This window comes from Candidatus Regiella endosymbiont of Tuberolachnus salignus (assembly GCF_964020115.1).
Taxonomy (GTDB): domain Bacteria; phylum Pseudomonadota; class Gammaproteobacteria; order Enterobacterales; family Enterobacteriaceae; genus Regiella; species Regiella insecticola.
On the sequence record NZ_OZ026542.1, the window covers coordinates 2,123,929 to 2,140,177 of the forward strand.

Annotated in this window: 10 protein-coding genes; 2 read left to right on the forward strand and 8 right to left on the reverse strand. The window is 41.8% G+C overall.

The annotated features are described in order from the left end of the window. Nucleotides 1-160 precede the first annotated feature (160 nt). The 3 genes from AACL30_RS10520 to plsB all read right to left on the reverse strand — a co-directional run bounded on the left by AACL30_RS10520 (nucleotide 161) and on the right by plsB (nucleotide 8,834). Nucleotides 161-5,224, reverse strand: a complete 5,064-nt coding sequence (locus AACL30_RS10520; RefSeq protein ID WP_339056613.1) for an autotransporter-associated beta strand repeat-containing protein — start codon at nucleotides 5,222-5,224, stop codon at nucleotides 161-163. A 290-nt stretch (nucleotides 5,225-5,514) separates the two neighbouring features. Next, on the reverse strand, nucleotides 5,515-6,285 hold the full coding sequence (locus AACL30_RS10525) for a hypothetical protein (protein WP_339056614.1): 771 nt from the start codon (nucleotides 6,283-6,285) through the stop codon (nucleotides 5,515-5,517). A gap of 137 nt (nucleotides 6,286-6,422) precedes the next feature. Further along, on the reverse strand, nucleotides 6,423-8,834 hold the full coding sequence (gene plsB, locus AACL30_RS10530) for a glycerol-3-phosphate 1-O-acyltransferase PlsB (protein ID WP_339056615.1): 2,412 nt from the start codon (nucleotides 8,832-8,834) through the stop codon (nucleotides 6,423-6,425). Between the two features lie 109 nt (nucleotides 8,835-8,943). On the opposite strand from plsB, the gene AACL30_RS10535 reads away from it, so the two are divergent. Next, nucleotides 8,944-9,300 carry a diacylglycerol kinase gene (locus tag AACL30_RS10535; protein ID WP_339058458.1) on the forward strand — a complete coding sequence of 119 codons (357 nt, stop codon included), beginning with the start codon at nucleotides 8,944-8,946 and terminating at the stop codon, nucleotides 9,298-9,300. A 142-nt stretch (nucleotides 9,301-9,442) separates the two neighbouring features. Here AACL30_RS10535 and AACL30_RS10540 read toward each other — a convergent pair whose 3' ends face one another. The 5 genes from AACL30_RS10540 to kefG form a co-directional block, all read right to left on the reverse strand. Next, nucleotides 9,443-10,222 carry an inner membrane protein YpjD gene (locus AACL30_RS10540; protein WP_339056616.1) on the reverse strand — a complete coding sequence of 260 codons (780 nt, stop codon included), beginning with the start codon at nucleotides 10,220-10,222 and terminating at the stop codon, nucleotides 9,443-9,445. Between the two features lie 116 nt (nucleotides 10,223-10,338). Continuing rightward, entirely contained in the window at nucleotides 10,339-11,373 is a 1,035-nt protein-coding gene (degS, locus tag AACL30_RS10545; RefSeq protein ID WP_339058459.1) for an outer membrane-stress sensor serine endopeptidase DegS, read from the reverse strand. 14 nt (nucleotides 11,374-11,387) lie between these two features. Next, nucleotides 11,388-11,594, reverse strand: coding sequence for a YheV family putative zinc ribbon protein (locus AACL30_RS10550; protein ID WP_176487628.1), 207 nt, complete (start codon nucleotides 11,592-11,594; stop codon nucleotides 11,388-11,390). Nucleotides 11,595-11,690: 96 nt separating this feature from the next. Beyond that, nucleotides 11,691-13,496 (reverse strand): glutathione-regulated potassium-efflux system protein KefB, encoded by a 1,806-nt coding sequence (gene kefB / locus AACL30_RS10555; protein WP_339058460.1) that lies wholly within the window; start codon nucleotides 13,494-13,496, stop codon nucleotides 11,691-11,693. Beyond that, nucleotides 13,496-14,059 carry a glutathione-regulated potassium-efflux system ancillary protein KefG gene (kefG, locus tag AACL30_RS10560; protein WP_339056617.1) on the reverse strand — a complete coding sequence of 188 codons (564 nt, stop codon included), beginning with the start codon at nucleotides 14,057-14,059 and terminating at the stop codon, nucleotides 13,496-13,498. The genes kefB and kefG overlap by 1 nt, the downstream gene beginning before the upstream one ends. 185 nt (nucleotides 14,060-14,244) lie before the next feature. Here kefG and AACL30_RS10565 point away from each other — a divergent pair, with 185 nt between their 5' ends. Further along, entirely contained in the window at nucleotides 14,245-16,152 is a 1,908-nt protein-coding gene (locus tag AACL30_RS10565) for an ABC transporter ATP-binding protein (protein ID WP_339058461.1), read from the forward strand. Nucleotides 16,153-16,249 lie beyond the last annotated feature (97 nt).

The window sequence follows — 16,249 nt, forward strand, 5'->3', positions numbered from 1 at the left end:
AATCTTCTTTGAGCCCTTTTTTTACAAAAGACTTATTGCATAGCCTGCTGTGTAGCGCGGAGTCAAAGCGCACGGAGCGCAGCAACCGGAGTGTACACAACATGAGGATTGTGAGCACCGCGCAACGCCGAATTCATCCCCCTCACTACGGTTTTGCAGATTAAAAAAACCATTTTATCCGCGTACTAATCGCATTATCTTTCATTTTTGCAGCAAATTGGCCAGTATAGCCCACCTCTAGCATGCATTTTTTACCGATCTTAATGTCGATACCACTTGCCACCAGCAAGGCATCTTTCGTGATAGGAACGCCGACGACGTCAAAAAAATCGGTGCTTTTGTCATTAAAAGCAAGATTTTTGGTGGATGCCAAATCTCCCCATCCGCGACGCCAAGCAAGAGAACCACGGCCATTGACCCTTGAATCAAAGCTATCAAAAGCGACCTCTGTTCTTAATCCCAAGGTTGAAAAAGTCACATGGTGGTTATCTTTATTCCCCATCAATGCACTGCTTCCCGCTGTCTCGGTAAATTTATCACTCTGTACACTGACATGCGCCAAACCAAAGAAAGGTTCAAACAGCGCCGCGTTTGTGGGGATGGCATAACTCAGTTCCCCCCAAAACTGCATTGTTCCCGCGTTATAATTTGATTTAACCGTTTCACTAAAACCGGGAAAGACAATGCGGCGATCAAGATTAAGATCATGGAAAGCATAAGCACCACCGAATCTTGCGACTAATGCGCCCAAATGCGATCCACCGTATAACGCCAGATTATAATTATCAATGACGCCAGAACTGCCCGCTTGATCAGTATTGAAAAAAGTCTGGCCTACTGCCCCGGCAATACCGACATGCCAATGATCACCTAACTTAATGTCGCTACCGATAACCAACCCATGGGTACGATGATCCACTCCCTCAGTCTTACTATCTCCTTTTAAACTGCTCTTGCTGGCCAGTAAATTTCCCCAAACGCTTTGGTGATTGTCAGCCGCCTTTCTGCGATGCATCGCTGTCGTCACTACTTCTCTGATGGTATGACTATTAGCAAGTAAAATACTGTGTACACTGGCTTGAACGGCTCCAGATAAATTATCGAACGCGGTGTGAGCAGAGTCCTCATTAAGAAGCAGTAAATGACGATTAATAGGCGTTGATATTTCTCGTTTATTTAGTATTTCCGCCACATTTTTTTGATTTTGGCTGTCGGCTAACTGCTCAAAAGGGATTTTACTGCGTGGTAACGTTAGCACCGCATTATGCTCATTTTGACGCAACGTAGGTGTTACAAAAACCAGATCAGAAGTGATATTAGCAAAGGTACCCTTGATCCCCTTCTCGGCGGTCAAAATTTCATATTCCTTCTCTAATGGATAAGCGCCTGGAGCCGCTTGTATTCTCAGGGTTGCACCCGATACATTAGCCTGACCGGTAACGCTGATCGCGTCACTTTGTTGTTCATCGAGCTGCACATCATAAAATGAACCCGCGGCAAAATTAACATCACCCACTACCTGTAAATGATTATTGAGATCACTATCACTACTGGGCACCGTTGAACGAACCGTACGATTAGTGGTGGTAAAAGTCGCCCCAGTTTCAACATTTAAGTCACCTACCGTCCCTATGGCTTGAAAAATCGCCCCATTATTGATTTTTACCTTAGCCTGAGGAAAAGAGCCGACCACCTTCAGCACCCCTGCGTTAACCACCGTCTCCCCGGTATAAGTGTTATTTCCTGCCAGTATTAATTGTCCTTTCCCTTCTTTAATAAGACTCCCCTTGCCGCTGATCGCGCCGCTAAAAACACGGTTATCAACATGATTAAATATCAGCAAACTATTGTTAATAATATCGCCAACTAGGCTCCCCCCTGTGCCTCCATCACCAATTTGTAACGCACCTTCATCAATCGTTGTGTTACCGGTAAACGTATTGGTACCACTCAATATTGCTTTTCCCTTTCCTATTTTTGTTATTCCCCCTTGACCGCTGATCACCCCTGCAAAGGTTTGTTGTTTATCATTACCAAAAGTAAGCGAATTTTTTCCTAAATCGACTCCACTGCCGATCACTCCGGTTAAAGCGCCAATACGCTGATCCCCCGCCGCCGAAATATCCCATTTCGCTTTAGCGCCAATCATATTTACTCTGTTAGTTGCGGCCAAACGGGCTCCCTTGCCGAGAGCCAAAGTACCGTCATACAAAGTGGTATCCCCCTGGTAAGTGTTAGCCGCATTCAGCGTCAGCGCCGCTTGACCGTATTTAGTTAACCCTTTAGTCCCTGAGATGACAGCGTTCAAGGTCAAATTTTCTACGCCCATGACATTGAGATCATCCTGCAATTCAATGCGATTATTCAACGCCAATTCAAGCTGATTATCGAGGATAGCCGCCCCTTTGATCGTCAAGGTACCCTGACCTAATGCCATCGGATGCCCCAATAACAATTTACCATCGTACAGCGTAGTGCCACCGTTATAACGGTTAGCCGCATTTAACCTAAGTGGCGCAGAGCTGGATTTAATTATGCCGCCTGAGCCTGAAATAATACTGTTCAAGGTCAGATAGCGGCCTGTTATATCAAGATCAGCTTTCAGCTCAATAGGCGTGTCCAACGCGAGATGAGGAACGGTATCTAAGGTCGCGCTACCTGTGACAATTAAACCACCACTGCCCAACGCCTTAGCATTACTGAGTCGCACTGTGCCCTTATTAAGCACAGTGCCACCACTATAGTGGTTATCGGTATTTAAACTTAGGGTTTCAGATCCAGATTTGATGATTTTGCCAACGCCAGTGATCTTCTCGTTTAACGCTAGTCGGTGATCCACTACAACCTTGAGATCTGCCTTAATTTCAATGCTATTATTCAGCTCCAGCGGGGTAACGGTAGCCAAAGTCGACGCGCCCGCCACCGTCAAAGCACCTCTGCCCAATGCGCTATCATCACCCAGTAATAGCTTGCCATTATTAAGCACAGTGCCACCACTATAGTGGTTAGACTGATTCAACTGTAATGCAGCAGAGCCCGATTTGATTATTTTCCCTTCCCCTTTAATCACCCCGTTCAAAGTCATGTCCTGGCTGCCTTCGGCTACATTGAGATCCGCATTAAGTTCAATGTGATTATTCAGCGTCAGGGCACGACGGGTAGCGAGGCTTGTCTCCTGCTTAGCAATCTGCAATACACCGCTCCCCAATGCCGCATTATTGCCCAATAGCAATTTTCCATTACTCAGCAGGGTTCCCCCTTCATAGTGGTTAGCGGCATTTAATGTCAGTACACCCGTGCCAGATTTGGTGATCATTCCCGGGCCCAATAGCTCGCTTTCCAACGTTAAATCCTCACTACCGCTTAGGTCGAGCTTTCCTGCCCATAACTTAACCGTATTATTCAGCGTTAATGCAGTGGTCGTTTCTAAGCTGCCCCCTTTTTCCAACAGCATCAAACTACCGCTGCCAAGGGCAGCACTATTACCCAGCAATAGTTTGCCACCACTGAGTATAACCCCACCCTCATGGCGGTTAGCGGCGTTTAATCTTAACGTGGCCTCACCGTGTTTGTTGAGGTATTCTTCGCCAGAAATAGCCCCATTTAATGTCAAATCATGATGTCCATCTACGATGAGCTCCCCAATAAGCTCGATGGGATTATTTAATGTAAGGGCAGTGGTCGTTCCTAATCGATTCAACATCCCTCTAACCGTTAATGTGCCGCTGCCTAATGCCGCATCGTTACCCAACACCAGTATTCCATGATGAAAAAAAGTGCCACCACTGTAGTTGTTAGCCGCATTCAACATCAGATGATTCATACCAAACTTCGAAAGGCTTCCAGAGCCTGAAATAACGCCATCGAGTGTTAGATCGTGATCCCCCACCACTTTGAGATCTTCATTTACCCACACAGTATTCATTAACCTTAATGGGATGAGGCTATTTAAAGACATCTTTTTTTCTAACTTCACCCCGCCACTGCCCAAGGCCGTATCACCACCGAGTATCAAGTTTCCTTCATTTATGGTGGTACCCCCCTGGTAGCTGTTATCCCTCTTTAACGTCAATGAAGCCCTCCCTTGTTTTTTGATCCCTTTGCTACCTGAAATAATCCCATTGAGCATAAGATCATGGCTACCTTCTAGCTCCAGGTCGGCATTTAAATGGAGATCATTTTTTAATGCTAAATTTTGCCAACTATCTAAGCGCACCTCCTTATCGACCACTAAAGCACCACTACCTAATGCTAAATTGTCTCCAATGACCAGCTTTCCTCCCCCTTTAATAACAGTGCCACCGCTATAACTGTTAGCCGCATTCAAGGTTAGTTGAGCAGAAGACAGCTTATTTATCCCCCCCGCTCCTGAAATAGTTCCATTTAACGTCAAATAACGCCCCGCTAGCTTAAGATCAGCATCCAGTTCAATCGCGTTATTCAATGTAAAACCTCTACTGTGATCAAGTATTGCTTCACCTTTCACGTTTAGTGAACCACTGCCCAAGACGTCTTCGTTACCGAGGAACAATCTTCCATCATAAAGGACAGTGCCACCGCTATAGTGATTAACGGCATTCAACATCAATTCACTGGTACCGTATTTATGTAACCCTCCTGCTCCTGAAATAATGCCATTAATATCCAGATTCTGATTCCCTTCTATAGAGAGGTCTGCATTGAGTTTTATTGGATTATTTAAGGGGATATGATGAGAATTATCTAATTTCGTGGCGCCTTCAACCGTTAATATACCACTGCCCAATGCGGCAGAGTTACCAAGTGTTAATTGCCCCTCCTTAGTAAGGGTACCACCACGATAAGTGTTAAATGAATTCAATATTAGATTGGAAGAACCCAATTTTATTAATTTGCCTATCCCGCTAATCTGACCCGATAACGTGAATGGATTTGTACCCTGAATGATCAGTCCTTCATCATCTAAAATAATTTTATTATGAAGATCAAGTTTATTATCACTGGCTTCAATCGCTCCTCCATTTGCATGGAGAACGTCATTGCCAAAATAGTCTGAACGATCAAATATCACTAAACCGCTATTTAACTGTGTAGAAGAATAAACAATTGATACCGAAGAAATACAAAAAATATGGCTCGCTATTGCTAAAATTCTTAGAAAATATTTCACTTTATCTTGTATCAAATAATATCTTCTATTCATATCACCTTTATTCTCCAGAGAAACACTGTAGATAATAGCCATATAACTCCATAAATTTATAATGATATAAATTAGAGAGAATAAATATCCAGCAAAAATAACGTTAACTTAGATTAGACAAAGTATTATTTTATTTAAACCCTATTAAATAAAATAATTAAAATCACAAATACAGTAAAGTTTAATAAAAGCTTTTCGTCAAGGAAGGTAAGCATAACAATATAATTAAAAAATATTAAACAGGATGATATTTATTTTTTATATATTAAATGCAGGAGTGATAAAATAAGCCAAAGTATAACTCTAGCTTATTTGTTGAGGTTAATTTCTTATTATGATTCTCTCCACCAAGTGCCGGGGAGATCTTTAATATTAAAAAATTTTATTTTCTTCTGATTACTCTTTACTAATGAGCCATTCTCGCTATCCGATACATTAATAATCGATTCCTCATCAGCATGAGACGTAATAAAAGTAGATACCATCGTTAATATGTCAACCTCTCCTGGAAATAAACATTGCCGTATCAAGTATGAATTTTCAGAGCAATTAATCTTTTCTAATTTTTTTAGATCATTAGTTTCCTTTTCAATTATTTTTTTTAAGTAAGATTTAATATTTTTTTGGGTACTATCTTCATTAAGAGGACATAATATCTCTAAGAGAGAAAGTAATTTTTTTGCTTTTAAATATTTCATCCTTTTCACTACACAATCAGGTAATTTTTCTATATTATCACTCCCTGTCAAATCCAAACTTCTTAAATTTTTGCAAGCGCTCATATCCGGCAGCTCCCTTAACAAGGGATTATCTCTGATCGATATTTCTTTTATGTTTTCTATCCCCACTCCCCAAAGCTTAATATTTGGCAAGGTACTAAATGACATACCATTCAAATTTAATGTTTCTAACCTATTTGCAATACAAGATATTATTGTATCTACAACACGGGCATGATCTTCGTCAGGATTCTGTGTCAGATCATTCTGATACCTGTCTAGTTCCAGTTTTAGTATCTGCTCTTGATCCTGTTGATAAAAAGTAGCTACTGACGAAACAGACAAACCCGAATGATTAGTTGGAATACTTAGCCCATTTCCCATAATTTTAACATTTTCCCTATAAAAGACATTACTTAATATATAATAAAATTAATTATATATTAATATATAATTATAAATTAATTATAAATATATATAATTATCTTAAAATATGGATTAACTTATGCCATAGGGAGGTCTTAGCTCTTCTCCAACAAGTTACTATTTTCTATGCTCTGCTTTACCTCAGGGGCTATCAACTGGCTCAACATACGATAGATAGCTAACACATCGCTCGCTATTTTATTCTCTTTATCACTGATAAAACCCATTTCTCGTAGCTTAGCGATCAATATCGAGAACCCTGTTTTATCAGCAAATTCAGGGGAATTAATACCCGATAATGCGGATAAACCTTGTGCCAGCAAACGGCTGTTTTTTTCTAATTCTGCCCGATTGATCGAGGGATGAGTACTGAGCAAGAAAAAAGTGATGGCATAGCGCTGTAACCTGTCACTGGCTCCAGCAGCCAATAATTGTAATGGATAACATCGCATCGGGTTCGCCATCAGCTGGTGATGACTTTCATTGATTAATTGCTGGCGAATCAATTCATCACACAAAGCATTCAATACGGAGGGAAGCTGCTCTTGACTATAATGCAAAAATAACTCCGCTTTCAGCATGGGATAAATCAGCGCCACCTGATGTATAACCTCTTGCCGACTGATCCCATGATGATTGATTACTATGCTAGCAACCAATGAAGGCAATATAAGTAAATGCTGAATATTATTGCGATAATAAGTCACCAATACCGCCTGCTCATGGGATAAAGTAATAATATCTTCCCCATTATCATGCTTTAACTGGAATTTATTCATACTCAGTGCATTATTGAGTAATTCTTCCGGCGCTTTATCCGGCACTGTCACTTCTGTGGTATAAGGCACATGCAGAAGAAGTTGCAAATAACAATCAAGTTGTTCAAGCAATTGCTTTGCTGTTAACAAAAATTGGCGCGCCGCTAACAGCGCCGTTGAACACAAATTCATCGCATTAGCCGCCGCAGCGTTATTAATCCTGATCATTATTGTACTGGCTAAGTCATTCACTGCCGGTGTCAGCCAACTTGGGCGCTGAGCCTCTACCGCATCGATAGATCGACGCCAATCTGGCGCATAATGGTTAAGATAATCGGTCAACGACAAAGGCTCACCAAAATTCACGTAACCTTGACCCAGATTACGCAATTTTCGCAGACCCTGTATCATCTGTAGGAGACTTTCTTTTTTCTTGACCGCGCCACGCAATTCTTTCGTATAGGTCGCCACTTCCATCACATGTTCATAGCCAATATAAACCGGCACTAATGTGATAGGGCGGATCCCTTTCCGTAACATTGATTGAAGTGTAATGGAGAGGATCCCGGTTTTTGGCTCCAAAAGACGCCCAGTCCGAGAGCGCCCCCCCTCGATAAAATATTCGACCGAATAACCACGGCTAAACAGTTCGCCAAGATACTCACAAAATACCGTTGAATAAAGTTTATTGCCGTTGAAAGAACGGCGAATAAAAAACGCGCCTAAGCGGCGAAAGATAGGACCCGCGGGCCAAAAATTTAGATTCACTCCCGCGGCGATATGAGGGGGTACTAAACCTTGATAATAAAGCACATAAGAGAGCAATAAATAATCCATATGGCTACGATGACAAGGCACATAAACAATCTCATGCCCTGCTTGCGCTAATTTGCGTACCCGCTGCGCATTGTGGACACTAATTCCTTGGTAAAGACGATTCCACATCCAACCCAATATACGATCAGAAAAACGCACCGCTTCGTAAGAAATATCAGTGGCAATTTCTTCCATTAATAGCAGCGCAGAACGCGATGCTTTTTTATCAGAGATTTTTTTTACCCGCGCTTCATCCAAAATCGCTTTTTCAATCACCTTAGAAGAGAGCAGTTTTTTAAACAAATCTTGCCGAATCGGCAGGGGTGGCCCAATAATCATTAAACGTTGCCGTAAAAAATGAATAGCCGCTACCCGCGCTAATTTATCAGCGATGGCTTTATCTTGACCATGTTCATTTGCCAAGGCACGCAATGACACTTTGGCAGAAAAGTGCACAAAAGTATCACGCCCTAGCCATAACAAAGTGAAAAATTTCCGCAATCCCTTTAATAGACGGAAATAAGGAGGATTATTATTTTCACGACCAGGAGAACGACCAAACATCACCGTAACAGGTAATATTTGTAGATCCAATTTAGGATTAACTTGATATAGATCCAAATAATGGTGAAATAACGTTTTGAACTGACCGTCAGGCGCCGTTTTAGCGCCATTGGCAAGGCAAATATAACGGGGAAGTTGCCTGCCGGCTATTTCTAATGGCGTTAAGGGATCAGGTAAATCTCGCACTAAACACTGCGTTCGTAACGTCAGCAAATCCGCTTTAGCATAATAGGGTAAAACATACAGAATGGGACATAAGGGATCTAAACCTAATACGGTTAGCATATCTGCCGGAATCGGCTTGCTTTTTACCAAAACATTAAGTGGTAAATTCAGTAACTTGTAGTATATTTTACGCCAACCCGACATAACAAGGTCAAGCCTCTCTTCTATAAATTAGCATTAGCAATTCAGCGCAAGGATACCAGAAACCCTCGATTAAAGTTGTGAATTAACAAAGATAAAGGCATACCCATTGATAAAAAATAAAAAAACGGGATTAACCCGCCTCTACCACGCTAGCCAATATTCGCTAAAAGGATTGCTAGCGGTGTGGAAAAATGAAGCCGCTTTTCGCCAAGAAACAATAGTAGCTATTATCGCCATTATATTAGCTTATTGCCTAGATTTTACGACAATAGAACGTATTTTATTAATAGGGTCGATTGTACTGGTTATCATTGTTGAAATAATAAATAGTGCGATTGAAACCGCTATCGATCGGATTGGCAGTGAACAGCATCCGCTCTCTGGCCAAGCAAAAGATATCGCCTCAGCAGCGGTTTTTCTGACTATTTTAATGGCTTTTTTTGTCTGGATGAGTATTTTGATTTAAAGAGGTTTCGAATAGTCTCTTATACCCTTCGCCTTTGAAGTTGCCTTCGGCTACCAGGGCGACCGACCGATGAGCGTGGACATACTACGTGATTCGGCGAACACCCGCAGCCGACAACGCGGCGGTTTCAAAGACGAAGGGTTTATTGAATTAAGCGACTACCAAAATAGGCACAAGTCAAAAAAAATGCGCCCACCAGGCTAAACCCCACCACGGGGCGACCCCGCCAGCCTTTGTAATAATGCCCCCACAATAAAACAATATAAATCCACCAAGCTATAGCAGATAATAATGTTTTATAACGATTTTCTTCACTAAACAAATTATCTTTAAAAAAGAGTCCAGTAAACAAAGTTAAGCTCAATAACACCACCCCAATTTGCGTGATATAAAACATTTGACGCTCAATACTCATGAGAGGAGGCATATCGGCAGTAGAAACCAGCTTTTTATGTTTCAACAAATAATCAAGCCAAGCCAATTGTAAAGCATACAGTGCAGCAATAATTAAAGTAGCATAACCCAATAAAGCCAAACCAATATGGACAAATAATGTAGGCGTCCCTTCTAAATGAGTCATAAACTCACCAGGGCACAAACTAGCAAAAGCCAAATTAATCATGGCAAAGCTGTAAACAATCGGCAACATAAACCACACACGCCCACGTGATGCCACTATGGTCATGATTGAGCACACAACAAGCCCTACGGTAGAACCAATATTAAGTAAAGTAAGATTTTGACTACCGTCCACCACATCAAAAATCTGTTGTTTTAACGCCGCAGCATGACAAATTAACGCTAAGACAGCAAAAAGCAGTGCCAAACGTCGGTAGGCACTATTTTTCCGTAATAAACTGGGGATAATTAATCCCAAACTGAATAAATAGGCAATCAAAGCCAAAATCGAAAACATTGGCATAATCGTTTATGGAAAGAAAATGAATGATGCGGGCAGTATAACTGACCGAAAAATAAATAACACGCTTCTGGTTTCTATGTTAAGCGCCCGTCGAAATCTCTAAAAGTAATAACCATTCAACTATCAGGATATTCACTAATGATTATTTTCAACATAATTTGTTGTTCATCACGTAATATCAGCACCGGTATAACAGTACCAGGTTGTATTTCTGCCACCTGATCCATCGTTTCTATTGTAGAAATAACGCGGATATCATTTACGCTAAGAATAATATCTCCAATCCGGATCCCCGCAGCAGCAGCGGGGCCCTCAGGCAAAATTTTGTTCACTTTAATGCCTTGTATCGGTTTTTTATTAGCATTAGTTAAATTAAACTGTGGATAATCGTCGCCGGTAATACCAATAAAACCACGTATTACCCTTCCATCACGAATCAATTTTTGCATCACCTTAGTTGCCAAAGCCGTAGGGATAGCAAAACCGATGCCTTCCGGGATCTCACCATTACTGCTTTTGTCAAATGATAATGTATTGATACCAACTAACTGACCTAAGCTATTGACTAAGGCTCCGCCGGAATTGCCGCGATTAATTGAAGCATCCGTTTGTAAAAAATTTTGTCGACCAGAATCACTCAAACCAACTCGACCTGTGGCACTAATAATACCTTGAGTGATAGTCTGTCCTAGATTATAAGGATTACCTATTGCCAAAACGACATCACCAACATGGGTTACCTGATTCAGGTTAATTGAAATCACCGGCAAATTATCTGCCTCAATTTTCAATACCGCTAAATCTGTCAAAGCGTCTGAACCAACCAATGATGCTTCATATATACGACCATCTTGTAACGCAACAATAATTTTTTCAGCGTAATTGATAACATGTTTATTGGTCAGTATATAGCCTTTGTCACTCATAATGACGCCAGACCCCAACATCCGTATCGTTAAAGGAACTTGAGCTAAATTTCCTACACTATGATTATAAACATTTACCACCGCGGGCGCTGCAAGGCTTACCGCTCTGCTATAACTAACCGGAATGGTTTCATGAATATTATTTTTTATACTACGGTATAAAAGTAATAGAATGGCGGCAGCAATCAGCCCTAAAATAATCGAGCGTAATAATTTAAATAACATCATTTTTAAAGACATCAAAAGACATGAAACATCCCTATTATTTTTTCATCAACATGAATGGTTTTACTCGCTTTTTTATCCGGCTGACGCTGGTAATAATCACATTTCACACACTTTACCATTGCGACACCAGCCTGCTCTTCTCGCCACAACGCTAATGTATCTAACGCATGACAATGTGGGCAAATTGCACCAGCGATAAACCTTTTACGTGTTGTCATTGTTATCTCCGCGTTGAAATCTCTTGTGCTCATTTTTTCCTCAATTGAACATCGCTCAAGAAGATTTCGAAATTATCAATACGACTTTACGACTTATCATTTATCCCAATCAGCAAATTGCCGTTGTTCATCTTGCATGTCTCGCTGAAAAATATCTTCTAATTCACGCCGCGCTTCTTTTACTCTAGAAATCTGAGCGACATCCCCATGATGCTGTGGCATCAATTCGCGTAGCATTCGCATATCCAAACGACGAAAATGTTGCTGTACTCTATAAGCCTGATGAGGATGCATTCCTAACGCTAATAACGTTTTACGACCCAATTCCAAAGCGCTAGAGAAAGTTTCACGGGCGAAATTATCTACGCCAGATTGCAACAACTCATGTGCCTCCACCCGGCCACGGGCGCGAGCAAAAATACATAAATTCGGAAAATATTGCTGACAGAGGCGAACCAATTCCATCGTATCTTCCGGTTCATCACAGGTGATAACGATGGCTTTTGCTTTTTCAGCACCAGCGGCACGTAATAAATCTAGTTGCGTGGCATCGCCATAATAAACCTTATAACCATATTTACGCATCATACTAACGGCACTAACATCACGCTCTAATACAGTAATGCGCATCTTATTTGCCATTAATAAACGCCCTATCACCTGCCCAAAACGACCGAAACCGACAATAATCACCTGTGGATCATTATCTTCTACAAAGGGCTTTTCATCGTTTTCTTCCTGCTCGTTATAGCGACGCACCAACATCCAATCAATTCCCTTCATCAACAGCGGCGTCGTCATCATCGACAGCGTCACCACCACCAATAACAGCGCCAATTGATCTGCCGTCAGCACTTTTTGGCTAAATGCCGCAGAAAATAGAACAAATGCAAATTCTCCTCCCTGACTCAGTACCGTGGAAAACTGCAATCGTACCGAACGATTTAACGTTAAAATACTCGATAAAGCCCAAAGCACCGCAATTTTAATAGAAACCAGTGCAATCACACCCATCAATATGATAAAAAAATGAACAAAAAGCACGCCTACATCTAGCGCCATCCCAACAGAAATAAAAAACAGCCCGAGTAACAACCCTTTAAAAGGCTCAATAGCAATTTCTAATTCATGTTGGAATTCACTTTCTGCTAATAAAACACCGGCAATAAAAGTCCCTAATGCCATCGATAAACCCAACATATCCATAAATAATGCCGAGCCTAAGACCACCAAGAGAGCAGCAGCGGTAAACACTTCACGTGCACCGGACGCCACGATATAACTAAATAAAGGGCGTAACAGATAACGACAACCGATCAGCATCCCAGCAAAAGCGGCCATTTTCAGGCTAATTTTACCCCAATCGTTCTCGACGGCCCCATGACATCCCGCCAAAAGAGGAATCAATGCCAATGCAGGAATTATCGCTATATCTTGAAATAATAAGACTGAAAATCCAAGCTGCCCCCCTTCGTTGCGATTCATTCCTTTTTCACGCATCAACTGTAGCGCCATTGCGGTAGAAGAAGTCGCTAGACCGATGCCACCAATGACCGCCGCCTGCCAAGCAAAATCGCTATAATAAAGCAACGCACCCAAGATCAAAGCAGTGATCACCACCTGGCCAGCACCTACACCAAATATCGAGCGTCTAAGCTGCCAGAGCTTCGCCGGTTTAAGTTCTAGTCCAATGATAAACATCAAAAAAACCACACCAAGCTCAGCAAAATGCAAAATTTCATCAACATCATGGATAAAACCTAATCCCCAAGGCCCGATCGCTATCCCCGCTATCAAATAACCTAATACCCCCCCAATCCCCAAACGTTGGGCGATAGGAACGGCCACCACCGCCGCAAATAAAAATAATAAGATAGCCGTTAATAACCCCGAATCTTCCATTATTTTTTTCCCGTAGATACAGAGATGGATAGTGGGGACTGTAACCATTGAACGTACTCCTTAGCATGTCGATGCAACATCGCTGGCGCTAACCGGCGAGCACAATAAACAATCATCGGCATGATCCAATGCATATGACACATCGATGCAATAAATTTAAAAGGCTGCAAAATATCTTCCATCAGATACCGGTTATCATAGTCGCGGTAAAAGCTGCCCTCAGGTTCACCGGTAGTGATCACCGACCGCCAATATTTTCCTCGCAGAGCATTGCCACCTACGCCACTGGCAAAACCCCGAGATAATACGCGGTCAAACCATTCTTTTAATAAAGTTGGACAGCTATAAGTATACAAAGGATGTTGAAATACAATGAATTGATGGTCACGCAATAGTTGTTGTTCGTGACAAACATCAATAAAAAATTCGGGGTAACAAGCGTAGAGATCATGCACAGTAACATGCGCTAACTTCGCCGCGGATTGTAATAAAATTTTATTAGCCACCGAATTTTGTGATTCGGGATGAGCATACAATAATAAAATTTTAGGCATCGGTAACATCATTTTCCTCCAAAAGTCGTCAAAATGCTGGTTTTCCGTTACCATGCGAGTAAAGATAAAAAACGTCCGGTATACCCTTTGCCTTTGAAGCCGCCGCGCTGTTGGCGGCAACTTCAAAGGCAAAGAGTTACTCTGAATCGGTCATCAAACAATACAATTTAACATATTTTAAACATACGGCGCCTATGATTGTTTTTTCTTCTCTTCAAATTCGACGTGGTACTCGTGTGTTACTTGACAACGCAACCGCAACGATCAATCCAGGTAAAAAGGTCGGGCTCATTGGCAAGAACGGTTGTGGAAAGTCCACGCTGCTGGCGCTATTGAAAAAAGAAATCAGCGCCGAAAGCGGTGATGCCATTTTTCCCCCTAATTGGACAGTGTCCTGGGTTGACCAAGAAACGCCCGGATTAAAGGTTCCCGCCATAGAATACGTTATCGACGGTGATCGCCAATTTCGTCATTTAGAAAACCAGTTACAAATCGTCAACGAAAAAAATGATGGTCATGCCATCGCTAATTTACACGGAGAACTAGAAGCCATTGGAGCCTGGACCATTCAATCGCGCGCCGCCAATCTGCTCAATGGCCTAGGGTTTTCACAACATCAACTACAACAACCTGTCTGCTCCTTTTCAGGGGGCTGGCGAATGCGTCTTAATTTAGCGCGGGCACTGATTTGTCGCTCAGATTTACTGCTCTTGGATGAACCCACTAACCATCTCGATTTAGATGCCGTGATTTGGCTAGAAAAATGGCTGAAAAATTATCCCGGCACTTTGATGCTTATCTCCCATGATCGCGATTTTTTGGATCCAATTATCAACAAAATTTTACATATTGAACAGCAAAAGCTAAATGAATACACGGGAAATTATTCATCATTTGAACGTCAGCGAACAGCTAAACTTTTACAACAAAAATCAATATATCAGCATCAACAAGAAAAAGTAGCGCATTTACAACACTATATTAATCGTTTCCGTGCTAAAGCCAGTAAAGCTAAACAAGCCCAAAGCCGCATAAAAATGCTTGAACGGATGGAGTTAATCGCCCCCGCCGTTATTGATAATCCGTTGCATTTTCGTTTTTTTCCACCCGAAAATTTACCCAATCCATTGTTAAGGATGGAAAAAGTCTGTGCCGGTTATGATGAAAAAGTGATTTTACAATCCATCAAACTCAATTTAGTTCCTGGCTCGCGTATCGGATTATTAGGCTGTAACGGCGCAGGAAAATCGACGTTAATTAAGTTATTAGCCGGTACACTTAAGCCACAAAGTGGCGAAATAAATTTAGCTAAGGGCATCAAGCTAGGCTATTTTGCACAACATCAGCTTGAATATTTACATGCGGATGAATCACCGCTGCAACATATGGCTCGCCTAGCACCACTTGAGCCTGAGCAGCAGTTACGTAACTATCTTGGTGGTTTTGGTTTTCAAGGGGATCAAGTAACCAGCCTAACGGAACGTTTTTCCGGAGGCGAAAAAGCGCGATTGGTACTGGCGCTGATTGTCTGGCAGCGCCCTAATTTATTATTGCTTGATGAACCTACTAACCATTTAGATTTAGATATGCGCCAAACCTTAACAGAAGCACTCATTGAATTTGAAGGGGCGCTGGTGGTGGTTTCACATGACCGACACTTATTGCGATCAACCACCGACGATCTTTATCTGGTTCACAATGGCAGTGTTGCGCCCTTCGACGGGGATTTAACTGATTATCAACAATGGCTAATGGGTTCACAGGATCAACAAAATGAACAGCAACCCCCTGAACCGGCAGTTAAATTTGTTGCAGGACGGGTTGATCAAAAACGCCACAGAGCAGAATTACGCAAACAGAGCCAACCCTTGCGTAATAAAATTACGCTACTGGAACAAAAAATGGAGCAATTAAGTATTGAATTGCAAACCATTGAACAAAAATTGCTTGATCAAACACTCTACGATATAGCACGTAAAAATGAGCTTATCTCATGTCTGCAACAACAAGCTCAGCTTAAAATGAAATTAGAAAAAGTTGAAATAGCGTGGTTAGCGATGCAAGAACAGCTCGAAATACTGACTAAGGTGTATACCCAATGAATTTCGAGTTACGGCCAGGGGGGGAGACCGATGAGCGTAGACATACTACGTGATTCGGCGAGCACCCGCAGACAACAAAGCCGTAACTTGAAAGGCG

Coding starts and splice junctions, on each gene's coding strand:
- AACL30_RS10520 (WP_339056613.1), bottom strand. CDS start 5,224: ATGGCTATTATCTACAGTGTTTCTCTGGAGAATAAAGGTGATATGAAT.
- AACL30_RS10525 (WP_339056614.1), bottom strand. CDS start 6,285: ATGGGAAATGGGCTAAGTATTCCAACTAATCATTCGGGTTTGTCTGTT.
- plsB (WP_339056615.1), bottom strand. CDS start 8,834: ATGTCGGGTTGGCGTAAAATATACTACAAGTTACTGAATTTACCACTT.
- AACL30_RS10540 (WP_339056616.1), bottom strand. CDS start 10,222: ATGCCAATGTTTTCGATTTTGGCTTTGATTGCCTATTTATTCAGTTTG.
- degS (WP_339058459.1), bottom strand. CDS start 11,373: ATGTTATTTAAATTATTACGCTCGATTATTTTAGGGCTGATTGCTGCC.
- AACL30_RS10550 (WP_176487628.1), bottom strand. CDS start 11,594: ATGACAACACGTAAAAGGTTTATCGCTGGTGCAATTTGCCCACATTGT.
- kefB (WP_339058460.1), bottom strand. CDS start 13,496: ATGGAAGATTCGGGGTTATTAACGGCTATCTTATTATTTTTATTTGCG.
- kefG (WP_339056617.1), bottom strand. CDS start 14,059: ATGTTACCGATGCCTAAAATTTTATTATTGTATGCTCATCCCGAATCA.
- AACL30_RS10565 (WP_339058461.1), top strand. CDS start 14,245: ATGATTGTTTTTTCTTCTCTTCAAATTCGACGTGGTACTCGTGTGTTA.